The following is a 14,628-nucleotide window of genomic DNA, read 5'->3' on the forward strand; positions in this document are numbered from 1 at the left end:
ACGGCTCCGGCGACGACGGTGCCGGCGGCGCGTACGCCGGACGCGGGACGGTCCCCGGTGGACCCGGCGGCGGCGGTGGCCGCCGCCTCCGACGGCGGCGCCCGGGTCGTGGCGGTGGTCATCGCGCTGGCCTGGCACACGGCGATCGCGCTGCCCGCCGTGCTGGGCGCGTGGGCGGAACTGGCCGCGCCGGCGGTGGTCCTCGCCGGCTGGCTGCTCGCGGCGGCGATCGGGGTGCTGGCCGGCCTGCGGCTGCTGCGCGGCGTCCGACTGCCGGCCTGGCCGCTGGCCGCGCTGCTGCTGGTGGTCGACGCGGTGGTGTTCGCGGCGGCCGGTGAGCGGCACCTCTTCACCGCCGCGAACTGGGTGTGGGGCACCCTCGGCTGGTTCTTCGTCATGGTGCTGTGGGGGCGGCGAGCCTCCGGGCTGATCGCGACGCTGGGCGTCCACGCGCTGATCGCGCTGGCCGGGGTGCTCGGCCACGGCGCGACCGCCCCCGCCGACCTGGCCCGGTACGCCATGTCCGTCCACGCCACGTCGACCCTTCAGGTGGCGGTCTTCGTGGGCGGCACGGCGATCGCGCGGCTGGCCCGGCAGCGGGCCGGCGCGGCGGCGGCCGCCCACGCGGCGGAGGCCGAACGGGACGCCGCCGAACGGGCCCGGCGGGAACGGCACGCCCGCCTGACGCTGGTCAGCGGCGCCGCCGAGGAGGTGCTCGCGGAGCTGGCCGAGGGTCGGGCGGACCCGGCCGACCCGGACGTGCAGCGGCGGGCGGTGCTGGCCGCCGCCCGGCTGCGCCGGCTCATCGCCGAGTCCGACGACGTGCCCGACCCGCTGCTGCACGAGCTGCGGGCCGCCGCCGACCTGGCGGACCGCAACGGGCTGCCGATCGACCTGGTGACGATCGGCGACCCGCCGCCCCTGCCGGTGCAGGTGCGCCGCCGGCTGGCCGACCCGCTCACCGCGCTCCTGGCCGACGCCCGGGGCTGGGCCCGGCTGACCGTGGTCGCCGGGCCCGACGAGGTGGTGGTCAGCCTGGTCACGCCCGACCGGCCCGGTCCCGACACCGCCGGGCCGCCGGGCGACGACGGGCGGGTGGAGTATCTCTACGAGCGGGACGGGGAGATCAGATGGGCGCAGACGCGGTGGCGGGGGTGACCGGCGGTCGGCCGATCGGCGTGGCGATCGTGGACGACCACCCGGTCGTCATCGAGGGGGTCCGCGTCTGGCTGGCCGCCGAGCCCCGACTGACGGTGCTGGCGACCGGCGACGACCCGGACGTGGTGCTGCGGGCCGCCCCCGACGCCGACGTGGTCCTGCTCGACCTGCGGCTGCACGGGCGGATGGCCCTCGACAAGCTCGCCGAGTTGAGCGCGGCCGGCCGGCGGGTGGTGGTCTACTCGGAGCACACCGACCCGCAGACGATCCTCGCCGCCCTGGACGCCGGGGCGGTCGCGTTCCTGGCCAAGCACGAGGGGCGCGAACACTGCGTGGCCACCGTGCTGGCCGCCGCCAGCGACCGCCCGTACGTGCCGCCGGCGCTCGCCGGGGCGATCGTGGGTGACCCCCGCCCGGACCGGCCCGCTCTGTCCGACAAGGAACGTGAGGCGCTGCTGCTGTGGTTCCAGTCGATGTCGAAGGCGTCCGTGGCCCGTCGGATGCGGATCAGCGAGCACACCGTCAAGCAGTACGTCGACCGGGCGCGGATCAAGTACACCCGAGCGGGGCGACCGGCCGCCACCAAGGCGGCGCTGCTCGCCCGGGCGATCGAGGACGGCCTAGTCCGGCCGGAGGAGATCGGCATCTATCGGTCACAGGCCTCCTACGACCGGCCGACCCCCTAACGGGCGTCATGACAGCCGGCCGGGGGTCGGCGACGCTCGTGGTCAGATGCCGTCGGCAGCGGAGGTCATGACGATGCACGATGACGCGTCCCCCTTCTTCATCGCCCCGCACCGCTTCGACGCGGACGACGACGTGGCCCCGGCGCTGGACCGGCGGCACGAGCTGGTCGTCGAGGCCGGTGAGCGGGTGCTCGCCCGGCACCGGCTGCACGCGTCGGGGCACCTGCTCGGCCCGACTGAGGCACGGCGGCGGTGGACGCTGCCCGAGCCGGTGACGGTGACCGTCACCGACCGGCGGATCGCGTACGTCGGCGGCGGGCCGCAGCTCGCCCTGGTCGACGGGGCCGGTGACGGCGCGCGGCACCGCCGGGGCGTCCGGCTGCCGGGGCTGGTCAGCGGTCAGATCCGCTGGCAGTGGCCGTCCCGCCTGGAGCTGCTGGCGGCGGGGCCCGCGGAGCAGGCCCGCCTGTTGGTGGTCTGCGACGCGCTGCGCACCATCCAGCAGCCGGCCCTCGGCCTCACCGGCCCCGCCGGGGAGGTCGTCGAGCTGACCCGCCGGGTGCGCCGGGCGGTGGCCGGGTTCCGGCTGGCCCACCCCGAGCTGGTGGACCTGTCGCCGCCCGAGCGGGACGTGCTGGCGGTGCGGGCCGGGGCCGGGCCGGGCGCCGGCGAGGCCCGGATCACCCTGCCCGGGTCGCTGCCGGTCGAGTTCCACTCCCGGGACGACTACTACCGGCCGGGACGCTCCGACCGTGGGTGGCACGGGCCCGCAGCCGGCGCAGCATCCGGGCATCGGTGAAGCCGACGGTACGGGCGGCCCCCTCCACGGTGGCGCCGTGCCCGATGAGGTGCTCGGCGCGTTCCACCCGCAGCAGCTGCTGGTAGCCGAGCGGGGTCAGCCCGGTGGCCCGCCGGAACAGTCGGGTCAGCGTCCGCTCGGCCACCCCGCCGACGGAGGCGAGGTCGGCCAGCGGCAGCGGCTCGGCGAACCGGCGGTCGATCAGGTCCTGCACCCGGTGCACGGCGTCGGAAAGGTGGGACCGGTGCCGCAGCAGGGCGCCGGCCTGCGGCTCGTGACCGTTGCGCCGGGAGTGCAGGACGAGGGTGCGGGCGATCCGCGCTGCCACCGCCGGCCCGTGCCGGGTGGCCACCAGGTGCAGCGCCACGTCCATGCCGCTGGCGATGCCGGCGGAGGTGACCACCCGCTCGTCGACCACGTAGAGCACGTCGCGGACCACCCGCGCCGCCGGGAACCGGCGGGCCAGTTCGTCCTGCACGTCGTGGTGGGTCGTGCAGCGGCGGCCGTCGAGCAGGCCGGCCCGGCCGAGGGCGTACGCGCCGGCGCAGACGCTGGCGACGGTGCCGCCGCCGGCGTGGTGGTCGGCCAGCCGCCGCAGGTCGTCCGGACCGACCGGCCCCTGCGGTCCGTGCGCGCGCAGCCGCCATCCGGGTACGACCACCAGGTCGTCGCGGGTCAGCTCGGGCCACCGTTGCCCGGCCACCAGCGGTACGCCCTGCACGGTCGGCACGACCTCCCGGTCGGCGACGTAGTGCAGCCGGTAGTCGTACCCGAGGTCGGCGGCGGCGGAGAACACCTGGGCCGGGCCGGCGAGGTCCAGCAGGTGCAGCTGCGGGACGAGCAGGAAGACGACCCGGGGCATCGGCTCAGGCCCGCGCGCCGGCCGGAACCGCGCCGGCCACCTCGGCCACGGTGCGGATGGTGGCGAACCGGCCGGCGAGGGCGTACTCGGTGCGGGCGGTCATCTCCTCGTTCGACAGGGTGCGCGGGTCGGCGAGGATCTCCTCCTGCGTGGCCGTGGCCGGCAGGTCCCGGTGCGGGGTCGGGAAGGTCACCGTCGCGTCCGTCACGAAGGTCACCTCGTAGCCGAGGTCGCAGCCGACCCGGGCGGTGGTCTCGACGCACTGTTCGGTGCGAATGCCGCAGACGGTGATCTCGCCGACGCCCGCCGTCGTCAGCAGCTGCTGGAGGTTGGTGGTGGTGAAGGCGTTGTGCGACGTCTTCACCAGCGTGGGTTCCCCCGGGGCGGGTGACAGCCCTTCGATCAGGCGGACGTGCCCGTTGGCCGGGTCGAAGACCCCGCCGGTGCCCGGCTCGGCGTGCAGGACCCAGACGACCAGGGCGCCGCGCCCCCGGGCGGCGGCGACGAGCCGGTCCACCTGGCCGACGATGTCGGGGTTGGAGGCGTACGCCCAGCTGGGGCGGCGGCGGAAGGACTCCTGGACGTCGATGACGACGAGTGCTGATCTGCTCATGGGTGGAATCCTCGCCGGGTACGCGCCGCCGCGGCAGGCACCATCGCGCCCCGCTGCGGAACGATCCGGCCACCCCGGTGCCCGCCGACCGGGAACGTCGTCGGGCGTCGGGTCGACCGGCAACCCTGCTCAGGCGTCGGGGTCGACCGCGGCGGCCCGGCGGCGGACCTCCAGGTCGGCGGCCTCCTCCAGCGTGGGCGCGGTGCCGCCCAGGTGCGCCGGGAGCCACCAGGTGTCGTCGGGGCCGGCGGGGGCGTCGGGGTACTCCCGCTGGGCCCGGTCGACGAGCGCGGTGAGCCGCTCCTTCAGGTCGACGGTCATCGCGTTGGCGTCCGGGTAGGCCGCCGGGTGCATCGGCTCGCCGACCAGGATCGTGATCGGGGTGTGCCGGCGGGTCAGGGTGCGCGGTCGGCCCTTGGTCCAGAGCCGCTGGGTGCCCCAGAGCGCCACCGGCAGCACCGGCACACCGGCCTCGGACGCCATCCGGGTCGTCCCGCTCTTGAGTGACTTGACCGTGAACGACCGGCTGATCGTCGCCTCCGGGAAAACGCCGACCACCTCACCGCGCTTCAGTGCGCTGACCGCCGTCGCGTACGACCCGGCGCCCGCCCGCCGGTCCACCGGGATGTGCCGCATGCCCCGCATCAGCGGGCCGGACACCTTGTGCGTGAAGACGGACTTCTTGGCCATGAACCGCACCAGCCGCTTCGCGGGGTTCGCGCCCAGCCCGCAGAAGATGAAGTCGAGGTAGCTGACGTGGTTGCTGGCCAGCACCGCCCCGCCCGTACGCGGCACGTGATGGGCGCCCTCAATGGTGATCTTCAGGTCGAGGACCCGGAACATCGTCTTGGCGGCGGCGATCACGGGCGGGTACACGAGTTCCGGCATGGCGCGAACTTACCCTGCCCACCTGAACCTCATGCCGACCCGCCGGGCCACCGCGCCCGGCGCGTTCCCGCCCGCCCGTGCGGGCCGGGGCCCCGGTCGCGGAAGGCCGGCGGCGCCCGGTCCGCCCGGTCGCCGCCGGCCCCGCGGGAGCCGGGCCCGCTAGTCGGTGAGCCGGTGCATGTCGAGGCGGCCCCGGGCGAACGCGTCGACGCGGCCCCACCGGCCCGGGATGTCCAGCACCTCGATCCGCCCCATCCCGATCGGCAGCCGGGGCTCCACCGCGAGGTGCCCCTCGTGCGGCTCCAGGCCGAGCATCGTCCGCAGCAGCAGCAGCGGCGTGCCGGTCGACCATGCCTGCGGGCTGCACGCGGTCGGGTACTCCACCGGGAACTTGGTCAGCTCGCGGGGGTAGCCCCCGAACGCCTCCGGCAGCCGGCCCTCGAAGTAGGTGGCCGCGTCGAGGATGCCGTTGGCGATGACCGCCGCCTCCTCGGCGAAGCCGTACCGGCGCAGGCCCCAGGCGATGAACGAGTTGTCGAACGGCCAGATCGTGCCGTTGTGGTAGCCGATCGGGTTGTAGCGGACCTCGCCCTCGGCCAGCGTCCGCACCCCCCAGCCGGTGAAGAGCCGGGGACCGACCAGGTGCTCGGCGATCTTCTCGGCCCGGTCGTGGTCGACGATGCCGCTCCAGAGCAGGTGACCGATGTTGGAGCTCAGCACGTCGCACTGGCGGCCGTCCGGGTCCAGGGCCAGGGCGTAGTACTGGCCGTCCTCCACCCAGAAGTCCCGGTTGAACCGCTCCTTCAGCGCCGCCGCCTCCCGCTCCAGCCGGTCGGCGAAGTCCGGGTCGCCCCAGAACTCGCGCGCCAGGCGGGCGGCCCGCAGCTTCGCGTCGTACGCGTACCCCTGCACCTCGCAGGTGGCCCGGGGGAACGGCGGCAGCTTGCCGTCCCGGTAGGAGATCGAGTCCCAGGAGTCCTTCCAGCACTGGTTCTCCAGGCCGGTGTCGGTGTTGCGCCGCTCGTACCAGATGTAGCCGCTGCCGACCAGGTCGGCGTAGTCGTCGATCCACTTCAGCGCGGCCCGGCACTCCCGCTCCAGCTCCATGACCAGCTCGACGTCACCGCTCCACTTCTCGTACTCGTCGAGCAGCACCAGGAACAGCGGGGTCGCGTCCACCGACCCGTAGTACGGCGAGTGCGGCTGTTCCTCGAAGGCGGCGGTCTCGCCGTACCGCATCTCGTGCAGGATCCGGCCCGGGTCCTCGTCGCGGAAGTCGTCGAACCGGGTGCCCTGGAGCGAGGCCAGGACCCGCAGCGTGGTCTTCGACAGGTCCGGCGTGAACGGCAGCGTCTGCAGGCAGGTCAGGATGCTGTCCCGCCCGAACATGGTCATGAACCAGGGCAGGCCGGCGGCCGGCAACGACGCCCCACCCAGGGAGAGCGGCGAGAAGCGCAGCGCCGCCAGGTCGATCAGGCTGCGCCGGTACGTCGAGGCGACCCGGTCGTGCTGGCTGTTCACCTTGGGAGCCCTGGCGATCCACTCTTCCAGGTCGTGCTGGAGGGCGAGCCGCTCGGTGGTGTGCGCCCGCAGCCCCATCCGCAGGTCCCGGCCGCCCGGCGAGAGCGCCAGGGACTTGACGTCGATCTCGGTCTGCCACTGCTCGTTGGGTTGGAGGTGGATCGAGTAGGCGAAGCCCTTGCGGTCGTAGCGCGGCGCCGGGGTGGCCGAGATCGCCGTCTCCCGGATGAAGTTGCCCCGCCGGTAGCCCAGGCGCAGCCGGTCGGACTCGACCTCCGTGTAGATCTCGCCCTTCTTGTTGAGGATCTCGTCCTTGACCTGGAACAGGTCGGCGAAGTCGGAGGCCGCCTCCATCCGGATTTCCAGGTCGACCGGCTTCTCGTCGTGGTTGAGGATGGTGATCGTCTCCCGGAAGCTGCCCCCCACCGTCCGTTCCCGGACGATCGACAACTTCGCGTCGACGTAGTGCGTCGCCATCCCCGGCACCAGGAAGAAGCGGGCCTCGTAGTACTGGAGGTCGTCGTACGACAGGGGGGTGAGCCGGTCCCCGTTCACCGTGAGCACCCACGTCGACAGGAAGCGGGTGTCCAGGGAGAAGAACCCGGTCGGCTCGCTCGGCGTCGCCTCGATGTCCCCGGTGTCCTCCGACACCACGAAGGTGCTGCCGTCCAGGATGCGGATCGTGTTCTGCGTCATCACCGCACCCCCTGGTGGACCTCGAAGTGCCGGCGTGGTCCCCGGGCGTCCGGATGGGCGGGGAAGAGCCGCTCCATCTGCAGCACCAGTCGGAGGTCCCCGCTCACCGTCATGTCCCCACGCAGCAACGCCGCCACCCCGTGCTCGCGGCCGGCGGCGAGCTCCTCGAAGAGGGCGGGGTTGGTGCCGACCACCGTGTCGGCCTCCTGGTCCTCCCGGCTCACCTGGAGCCGGCCGTGGTCGATCCGCAGCAGCCAGTGCGTCGTTTGCGCCCCCTCGTGCAGGTCCAGGCGCAGGGTCCCGGAGGACTTCGCCAGCAGGGGGTCGTAACCCCGCCGGTCGAGGTCCTCGAAGAACCTCGTCGTCGCGTCCACCATCGGGTCCTCTCCTCCCCCGTCGGTCAATGTCCCGAGCAGGGGGTCCCCGTCCGGTGCCGGACCAACCTCGCCCGGATGGGGTGAGGCGCCCCTGTCCGGCGCGTCGCGACGGCGCGGCCCGCCTCCCCGTTCCGGGGCGCACCGGCTAGATCACCAGGGTGTCGTAGCGGCCCTTCCACCGGCGGACGTGGCCGCGCCACCCGGCGAGCAGCGCGATGACGGTCCAGCCGACGCCGCCGAGGAGCAGTGCCGCCAGCATGCCGCCGGGGTCGACCCGGTCGGCGACCTCGAGGTCGACCACCCCGTCCGGGTCGGTGAGCACGGCGAGCCTGTCGCCGACCCGGTGGCCGGGGTTGCTGCCCTGGTGGACCAGCGGCTCGTCGAGGCGCCCGTCGGCGCCCTGGAGCGTGAACTCGTGCCGCTTGCCGACGACCCGCACGTCGACGATGCTCACCTCCTGGCGGACGCCGCGCGCCTCCAGCACCGCCTCCGGGGCGAGCTGCACCGATCCCACGAGGACGAAGAGGGCCGGAACCACCGCGAGAAAGGCGAGCCACGCGGCCCGGTGCAGCAGACGGACGGCGAACACGAAGGCCAGGCAGAGGAGCAGGCCCGTGATGATCGGTACGACCGTCGCGCCCACCGCCACGTACGCGACGGCGGTGTTCAGCGCGATCACGACCAGACCGAGCAGCACCACCAGCAGCGTCGTCGTGATCGACCTGCCGGCCGACCAGGCTCCCGCCATGGGTCCGGAACCGGTAGGCGGCGCCCCGGCCGGCGCCGTCATCGTGGATCGGTGCTGGGGCGGCCATCCGCCCGGCTGGCTCCGGCCTGGTGTGGGGAACTCTGCAGACACGGCAAGATCATAGAACTGGCGGTCCATCACGCCGGGGCGGCGACGTCACGCCCACGGTGAAGACGCGACGCCGGCTCCCGCTTCGGGGAGCCGGCGCGCCCGCGGCGGACGGTCAGTTGTTCGGTTCGTCGGCGCTGATGTCGGCGAGCACCGACTGCGGCTCCCGCTCCACGGCGAGGTCACCCATCGAGACCAGGCCGACCAGCCGCCCGTCGTCGATGACCGGCAACCGGCGTACGGCGTACGTCCGCATGAGGTCGGCGGCCGCGACCGCGTCGTCGTGCTGGCTCACCGTGATCACGTCCTTGCTGGTGATCCGGTTGAGCGGGGTCGAGTTCGGGTCCATGTTCTCGGCCACGCCCCGGACCGTGATGTCCCGGTCCGTCACGATTCCAATGACGTCGTCCCCGTCGGTCACCACCACGTCGCCGATGGCGCTGTCGCGCATCTCCTGCGCCGCGGCGGTCAGCGTGTCGTTGCCGTCCATCGTCACCAACCGGGTCGTCATGAACTCTCCGACCGTTGTCATGGTGCTCCCCTCTCGGTGTCGGCACCGCCGTCTACCCGCCGACCGGACGGGGTAACGCGAGCGACCCCGGCCCGGGTCAGGCGCGCGGCGGGAGGCCGTAGAGGCGCTCGACGTGCAGCCGGAGCACGAGGCGTCCCTCGGCGACCATCGCCCGCCGGTAGTCGGCCCAGTCCGGATGCTCACCCTGGATCGCCCGGTAGAGGTCGACCAGCTCCGCCACGGTCGCGTCGTCCGGGTCGGCGGCCACCGGGGTCAGCTCGGCGCGCCCCTCCGCGACCGCGTACGCCCAGCCGTCGTCGCTGGCGACGTGGAAGGAGGCGCGCGGGTCCCGGCGCAGGTTGGCGGTCTTGGCCCGGCCGTCGGTCACCGAGACGCGGATCAGGGCCGACGGACTGTCGAAGGCGTAGATGACGGTGGAGAGCTGCGGTCGCCCGTCCCGCTTGAGCGTGGCCAGCACCCCCAGCCGGTGGCCGGCGATCAGCGCCGTCAACGCCCGCTGGGTCTCGTCGTCCGCCACGGCAACCTCCCGCTCGACCGGTCACGGCGTACCCATCGAACCACGGCGGACGCCCCGCCCGCGCCCGCGCGCCTGCCGTACGCCGACGCGGCGGGCCGCACCGGAGGACGCGGCGGGCCCCCGCCGCGGCCGGCGGGGGCCCGAGGAGGCGCGTCGGTCAGCGGCGCTCGGCGGCGACCAGCTCGGCGAGCTGCACCGCGTTGAGCGCGGCGCCCTTGCGCAGGTTGTCGTTCGAGCAGAACAGGGCGAGGCCGTGCTCGACGGTCTCGTCGGCGCGGATCCGCCCGACGTAGGTCGGGTCCTGGCCGGCGGCCTGCAACGGGGTCGGCACGTCGGCGAGCGCCACGCCGGGGGCGCCGTCGAGCAGCTCGCGGGCCCGCTGCGGGCTGACCGGGCGGGCGAAGCGGGCGTTGATCTGGAGCGAGTGGCCGGTGAACACGGGCACCCGCACGCAGGTGCCGGAGACGCGCAGCCCGGGGATCTCCAGGATGCGGCGGCTCTCGTTGCGCAGCTTCTGCTCCTCGTCGGTCTCGAAGCTGCCGTCGTCGACGATCGAGCCGGCGAGCGGGAGCACGTTGAACGCGATCGGCCGGGCGAACGAGCGGGGGGCCGGGAACTCCACGGCCGCGCCGTCGAAGGCGAGACCGGCGGCGTGCTCGGCGACCTTGCGGACCTGCTCGTCGAGTTCGGCGACGCCGGCCAGGCCGGCGCCGGAGACCGCCTGGTACGTCGAGACGACCAGGCTGACCAGCTCCGCCTCGGCGTGCAGCGGGCGCAGCACGGGCATCGCGGCCATCGTCGTGCAGTTGGGGTTGGCGATGATCCCCTTGGGGCGTACGGCGGCGGCGTGCGGGTTGACCTCGGCGACGACCAGCGGCACCTCCGGGTCCATGCGGAACGCCGAGGAGTTGTCGATGACGACGGCGCCGGCGGCGGCGACCCGGGGCGCGAGCTCCTTCGCGGTGCCCTTGCCGGCGGAGAAGAGCACGATGTCGAGCCCGGAGTAGTCGGCGGTGGCCGCGTCCTCCACGGTCACCTCGCCGTCCCGCCAGGGCAGGGTGCGCCCGGCCGACCGCGCCGAGGCGAACAACCGCACCTGCTCCGCCGGGAACTCCCGCTCCGCCAGCACCTGCCGCATCACGCCACCGACCTGGCCGGTGGCCCCCACAATGCCGATCCTCATGCCCGCGAGGCTACCCAGCCCGGCGACCCGACCGGGAACGCTTTCCCACCCACCGGGGCCGCCGGTGCTCCCGCCGGGCGGTGGCCGTGGCCGCCCCGGGCCTCGACCGGGACGGAACGACGCCGCCGGAGGGGCCGGTGGGACGCAGGATCGTCAGCCGGCGGGGCGGCCCGCCGAAGCATCCACGCCGGCCGCCCCGGACAAGCCACCCGCACCCGGCGGGGGCGGCGCGACCGATGTCACACCGCCCCGGGCCGGTCAGGAGGCGTGCTCGACCAGTTCACCCAGGCCGGTGGCGACGAGTTCGTCGCGGATCACCGCGGCGTCGCCCTCCACGACGAGGGTGAGCTCCTCCGGGCGCAGGTGCGTGGCGGCCGCCGCGGAGACCTCCGCCACGTCGGCGGCGAGCAGCGCCTCGCGCAGCCGGGCGTGGTAGTCGTCCGGCAGGTCGTGCACGACCAGGGTGGTCAGCGCGGAGGCGATCGCCCGGGGGCTCTGCAACTCGACCGAGAGCTGCCCGGCCCGCCAGGAGCGTGCGACCGCCAGCTCCTCCTCGGTCACCCCGGTCTCCCGGGTACGGGTGATCTCGCCGACCGCCTCGACGACGGCCGGCGCGGTGACCGCCGTCTGCACGCTGGAGCTGACCCCGAAGCGGCCGAACCGGCGGGACGAGGCGAAGTCGCCCCGGATGCCGTACGTGTAGCCGCGCACCTCGCGGATCAGGTGGTTGAGCCGGGAGGTGAACGCCCCGCCGAGCACCGTGCCGGCGAGCGTCATCGGCACGTGGTCGGGGTGGGCGCGGTGCGGCGACGGGTGGCCCAGCCGCAGCGTGGACTGCACCGAGCCGGGCCGGTCCACCAGGATGATGCGCCGGCCGGAGCGGGTCGGCACCTCGATCGGGCCGCCCCGGTCGACCGGCCCGCCGCCGGTGCCGGCGAAGGCCGCCGCGCCGAGCGTGTCCAGGTCCAGCCGGTCCAGGTCACCGGCGACGACCAGCGTGCCGGGGCGGATGAACCACTCGGAGTGGAAGACCGTGACGTCCTCCACGTCCAGCGCCGCCACCGACTCCGGGTCGCCGTACAGGGGGCGACCCCAGCGGTTACCGGCGCCGAACAGGTCCGCGCGCAGCGCCGCGTCGGCCCGCGGGCCGGGGTTGGCCCAGTCCATCCGCAGCGCCGTCGCCTCGTCGTCGCGGACCCGCCGGACGTCGTCCGGGTCCAGCTTCGGGGTGCGCACCGCCTCGGCGAGCAGTTCCACGGCGGCGTTCAGCCGCTCCACCGGCACCTGCACGCTGACCTGGAAGGAGTCCCAGTCCAGCCCGATCACCAGCTCGGTGCCGAGCCCTTCGATCGCCAGCGCGTACGCCGTCGCGTCGCGCTGCGCGGTCCCCTCCTCCAGGGCCTTGGCGAGCACCGCGCCGAGCCCCTCCTTGCCGGTCGGCTCGCGGCCGGCGCCCGCGTCGAGCAGCAGCAGGGCCACGGCCAGGTTCTGCCCGGGCAGGTGCGCGGCGACCACCTGACCAGCCGCCACGGTGCGGCGGACCACCTGCGGGAACCGGTACGGGCGGGCGGCGCCGGGCCCGGGACGGTCGGCGATCAGCGTCATCAGGGCTTCTCCTCGGGCAGGTAGGTCAGGGTCACCCGGTCGTCGGCGGCGAGCACCTCGGCGGCGGCCTCGGCGATCTGCTCGGCGGTCACCGCGAGCCAGGCCGGCAGCCGCTCCGCGGCCTTCGCCGGGTCGCCGAACTGGGTGGCGTAGCGCCCGAGCGTGTCCGCCCGGCCGTCCACCGTGGACATCTGCCGCCACCACGAGGTGCTCAGCAGGGACTTGGCCCGGTCCAGCTCGGTGGTGGTGACCGGGACGGTGGCCAACTCGTCGACCACCTCGGCCAGCCCGGCGCCGAGTCGTTCGGCGCTCACCCCGGGGCGGGCCGTGGCGGTGGCGATCAGCGGCGCGGGGGCGTGCGCCAGGTCCACGCCGTACGCCCCGACCAGGTCGGGCTGGGCGATCCGCTCACCGTCGGCGAGGCGCTGGTAGAGGCGGCTGCCCCGGCCGCTGCCCAGCACGGTGGCGAGCACCGTCATCACGTCGTAGCCGGGGCTGCCGAAGGGGTGGGTGCGGTGCGCGACGTAGACGCGCGGCGCCGGCACCTCGGCGGTGACCGTCTCCACGGCGGGTCGGCCGGTGGCCGCGACGGTGCGGCCGTCCGGCGCGGGCGGGATCTGCGCGCGGGGCGGGATCGCGCCGAAGTACTTGTCGGCCAGCGCGAACACCTCGGCGGCCGAGGCGTCGCCCACGACGGTGAGCACGGCGTTGTTCGGCGCGTAGTACGTCCGGTGGAACGCCTGGAAGGTGCCCAGGTCGGCGGCGTTCAGGTCGGCCATCGACCCGATCGTGGCGTGGTGGTAGGGGTGCCCGGGCGGATAGAGCAGCGGCAGCAGCCGCAGCCAGGCGTCGCCGTAGGGCACATTGTCGTAGCGCTGGCGCCGCTCGTTCTTGACCACGTCCCGCTGGTTGTCCAGCGTCTCCTGGGTCAGCGCGGGGACCAGGCCGCCCATCCGGTCCGCCTCCAGCCACAGCGCCAGTTCCAGGTGCTCGGCGGGGACGGTCTCGAAGTAGTTGGTGCGGTCCGGGTTGGTGGTGGCGTTGAGCGAGCCGCCCGCGCCCTGCACCAGCTTCATGTGCTCGGTCTTCGCCACGTTGACCGAGCCCTCGAACATCAGGTGCTCGAAGAGGTGCGCGAAACCGGTCTGCCCCTCGGGCTCGTGCCGGGAGCCGACGTCGTACCAGAGGTTCACGGCGACCGCGGGGGCGGTGCGGTCCTCACTCACCACCACGCGCAGGCCGTTGTCCAGTCGGGTGGTCTCGATGGGCCAGGGGTAACCGCTGTCGGGCATGGCACGACGCTATCCGATCAGGTGGGCGGGAAGGGGACGCGCCGCACGCGGCGAGGCATCGACCGCCCGCGGCCGGGTACCGGGGGAGCATGCCGACTGCCGCCACCGTGACCGACCGGGCCGCCGTCGCGGTCGACCACGCGACCGCCGCCCTGACCCGGCTGCGCCGGGCCCGCCTCCTGCACCCCGCGGGCCGCTCGTTCGCGGGCGAGGTCGTCGTCTGGGGTACGCCGGGACCGCCGACCGGGGTGCCGCTGCTGGACGGTCCGGGTCGCTTCCGGGCGACCGTCCGGCTCTCCAAGGGCGTGCCCACCCCGGGCGGCTGGCCGGACGTGCTGGGGCTGGCCGTGCGGCTGCACCGCGACGGTGGCCGGCCGTTCGACCTGCTGGTCAGCTCCAGCGGGGCCGCGCCGCTGCTGCGGAACCTGCCGCTGCCCCGGCGGCGCTTCGCGGGGACGTACAGCACGATCATGCCGTTGCGCGCGGGCCGGCGGCGGCTCTTCCTGGCCGCGCTGGCCGACCCGGAGTCACCCGACCTGGGCCGCAGCCTGGCCGAGGTGGCCGCCGCGGCCCGGTCGGACGCGCCGCGCCTGGTGCTCGCGGTCGCGTCCGCCGTCGGGCCGTGGCGGCCGTTCGGCCAGGTCGGCCTCGGTGCCCAGCTCAGCGCCCGGGAGGACGCCGCGCTGGCCTTCGACCCGATCGGCAACCTGCCGCCGGGGCTGCGGGCGGTCGGCCCGATCGCCTGGCTGCGGGAGCACACCTACCGGGGCTCGCGACGGGCCCGAGGCGCCGTGGCTCAGTCGGGGGGCTCGATGGGGGTCACCGTCTGATCGGAGGTGCGTCGTTCCAGCACGGTGTCGGGGGCGGCGTTGCGGTCCTCCTCCCGGATGTCGGACTCGGCGAGGATCGCTTCCGCCTGGGCCTGGGGGTCGTCGCTGCCGACCGCCGCCTCCTCGGGCAGCAGGTGCGCGCGGGACTCCACCCGTTCCTGGTCGCTCTGCTCGTGACTCATGACCGCCCACATACCCCGCCGCCGCCTCCGG

Annotated in this window: 16 protein-coding genes; 4 read left to right on the forward strand and 12 right to left on the reverse strand. The window is 74.6% G+C overall.

All coding sequences use genetic code 11. From position 1 onward, the window contains the following. Positions 1-18: 18 nt before the first annotated feature. The 3 genes from AB0883_RS27465 to AB0883_RS27475 all read left to right on the forward strand — a co-directional run bounded on the left by AB0883_RS27465 (position 19) and on the right by AB0883_RS27475 (position 2,643). Positions 19-1,158: a hypothetical protein gene (locus AB0883_RS27465; RefSeq protein WP_366644287.1), complete on the forward strand. Its 1,140-nt coding sequence runs from the start codon at positions 19-21 to the stop codon at positions 1,156-1,158. Next, complete coding sequence (locus AB0883_RS27470) at positions 1,131-1,844, forward strand: response regulator transcription factor (protein WP_366644213.1); 714 nt, start codon at positions 1,131-1,133, stop codon at positions 1,842-1,844. Before AB0883_RS27465 ends, AB0883_RS27470 begins: the two co-directional genes overlap by 28 nt. Positions 1,845-1,917: 73 nt before the next feature. After that, on the forward strand, positions 1,918-2,643 hold the full coding sequence (locus tag AB0883_RS27475; RefSeq protein WP_366644288.1) for a hypothetical protein: 726 nt from the start codon (positions 1,918-1,920) through the stop codon (positions 2,641-2,643). On the opposite strand, the gene AB0883_RS27480 is transcribed toward AB0883_RS27475, so the two are convergent. The 11 genes from AB0883_RS27480 to AB0883_RS27530 all read right to left on the reverse strand — a co-directional run bounded on the left by AB0883_RS27480 (position 2,525) and on the right by AB0883_RS27530 (position 13,585). Then, positions 2,525-3,505: a DJ-1/PfpI family protein gene (locus AB0883_RS27480; RefSeq protein ID WP_366644214.1), complete on the reverse strand. Its 981-nt coding sequence runs from the start codon at positions 3,503-3,505 to the stop codon at positions 2,525-2,527. The two genes, AB0883_RS27475 and AB0883_RS27480, sit on opposite strands and share 119 nt — an antisense overlap. Positions 3,506-3,509: 4 nt before the next feature. Further along, on the reverse strand, positions 3,510-4,118 hold the full coding sequence (locus tag AB0883_RS27485; RefSeq protein WP_366644215.1) for an isochorismatase family protein: 609 nt from the start codon (positions 4,116-4,118) through the stop codon (positions 3,510-3,512). A 129-nt stretch (positions 4,119-4,247) separates the two neighbouring features. Next, a complete protein-coding gene (locus AB0883_RS27490) occupies positions 4,248-5,006 on the reverse strand; it encodes a lysophospholipid acyltransferase family protein (protein ID WP_366644216.1) in 759 nt (252 codons plus the stop codon). Between the two features lie 159 nt (positions 5,007-5,165). Beyond that, the gene (locus tag AB0883_RS27495) at positions 5,166-7,223 is read right to left on the reverse strand and encodes a glycogen debranching N-terminal domain-containing protein (RefSeq protein ID WP_366644217.1); all 2,058 of its coding nucleotides are present in this window, start codon (positions 7,221-7,223) and stop codon (positions 5,166-5,168) included. Beyond that, on the reverse strand, positions 7,223-7,600 hold the full coding sequence (locus AB0883_RS27500; RefSeq protein ID WP_366644218.1) for an SCP2 sterol-binding domain-containing protein: 378 nt from the start codon (positions 7,598-7,600) through the stop codon (positions 7,223-7,225). The genes AB0883_RS27495 and AB0883_RS27500 overlap by 1 nt, the downstream gene beginning before the upstream one ends. Before the next feature lie 145 nt (positions 7,601-7,745). After that, positions 7,746-8,348 carry a hypothetical protein gene (locus tag AB0883_RS27505; protein ID WP_366644219.1) on the reverse strand — a complete coding sequence of 201 codons (603 nt, stop codon included), beginning with the start codon at positions 8,346-8,348 and terminating at the stop codon, positions 7,746-7,748. 223 nt (positions 8,349-8,571) lie between these two features. Then, positions 8,572-8,988, reverse strand: coding sequence for a CBS domain-containing protein (locus AB0883_RS27510; RefSeq protein WP_121399506.1), 417 nt, complete (start codon positions 8,986-8,988; stop codon positions 8,572-8,574). A gap of 76 nt (positions 8,989-9,064) precedes the next feature. Then, on the reverse strand, positions 9,065-9,505 hold the full coding sequence (locus AB0883_RS27515; RefSeq protein WP_366644220.1) for a PPOX class F420-dependent oxidoreductase: 441 nt from the start codon (positions 9,503-9,505) through the stop codon (positions 9,065-9,067). A gap of 157 nt (positions 9,506-9,662) precedes the next feature. After that, entirely contained in the window at positions 9,663-10,688 is a 1,026-nt protein-coding gene (locus AB0883_RS27520; protein WP_366644221.1) for an aspartate-semialdehyde dehydrogenase, read from the reverse strand. 258 nt (positions 10,689-10,946) lie between these two features. Next, on the reverse strand, positions 10,947-12,293 hold the full coding sequence (locus AB0883_RS27525; RefSeq protein ID WP_366644222.1) for a pitrilysin family protein: 1,347 nt from the start codon (positions 12,291-12,293) through the stop codon (positions 10,947-10,949). Next, positions 12,293-13,585: a pitrilysin family protein gene (locus AB0883_RS27530; protein ID WP_366644223.1), complete on the reverse strand. Its 1,293-nt coding sequence runs from the start codon at positions 13,583-13,585 to the stop codon at positions 12,293-12,295. Before AB0883_RS27530 ends, AB0883_RS27525 begins: the two co-directional genes overlap by 1 nt. Positions 13,586-13,674: 89 nt before the next feature. Here AB0883_RS27530 and AB0883_RS27535 point away from each other — a divergent pair, with 89 nt between their 5' ends. Then, positions 13,675-14,415 (forward strand): phosphodiesterase, encoded by a 741-nt coding sequence (locus AB0883_RS27535; protein ID WP_366644224.1) that lies wholly within the window; start codon positions 13,675-13,677, stop codon positions 14,413-14,415. On the opposite strand, the gene AB0883_RS27540 is transcribed toward AB0883_RS27535, so the two are convergent. Beyond that, positions 14,382-14,597 carry a hypothetical protein gene (locus AB0883_RS27540; protein WP_121400099.1) on the reverse strand — a complete coding sequence of 72 codons (216 nt, stop codon included), beginning with the start codon at positions 14,595-14,597 and terminating at the stop codon, positions 14,382-14,384. The genes AB0883_RS27535 and AB0883_RS27540 overlap by 34 nt on opposite strands. Between the last annotated feature and the right edge of the window lie 31 nt (positions 14,598-14,628).

Source organism: Micromonospora sp. NPDC047812 (assembly GCF_040704175.1).
Lineage (GTDB): Bacteria > Actinomycetota > Actinomycetes > Mycobacteriales > Micromonosporaceae > Micromonospora.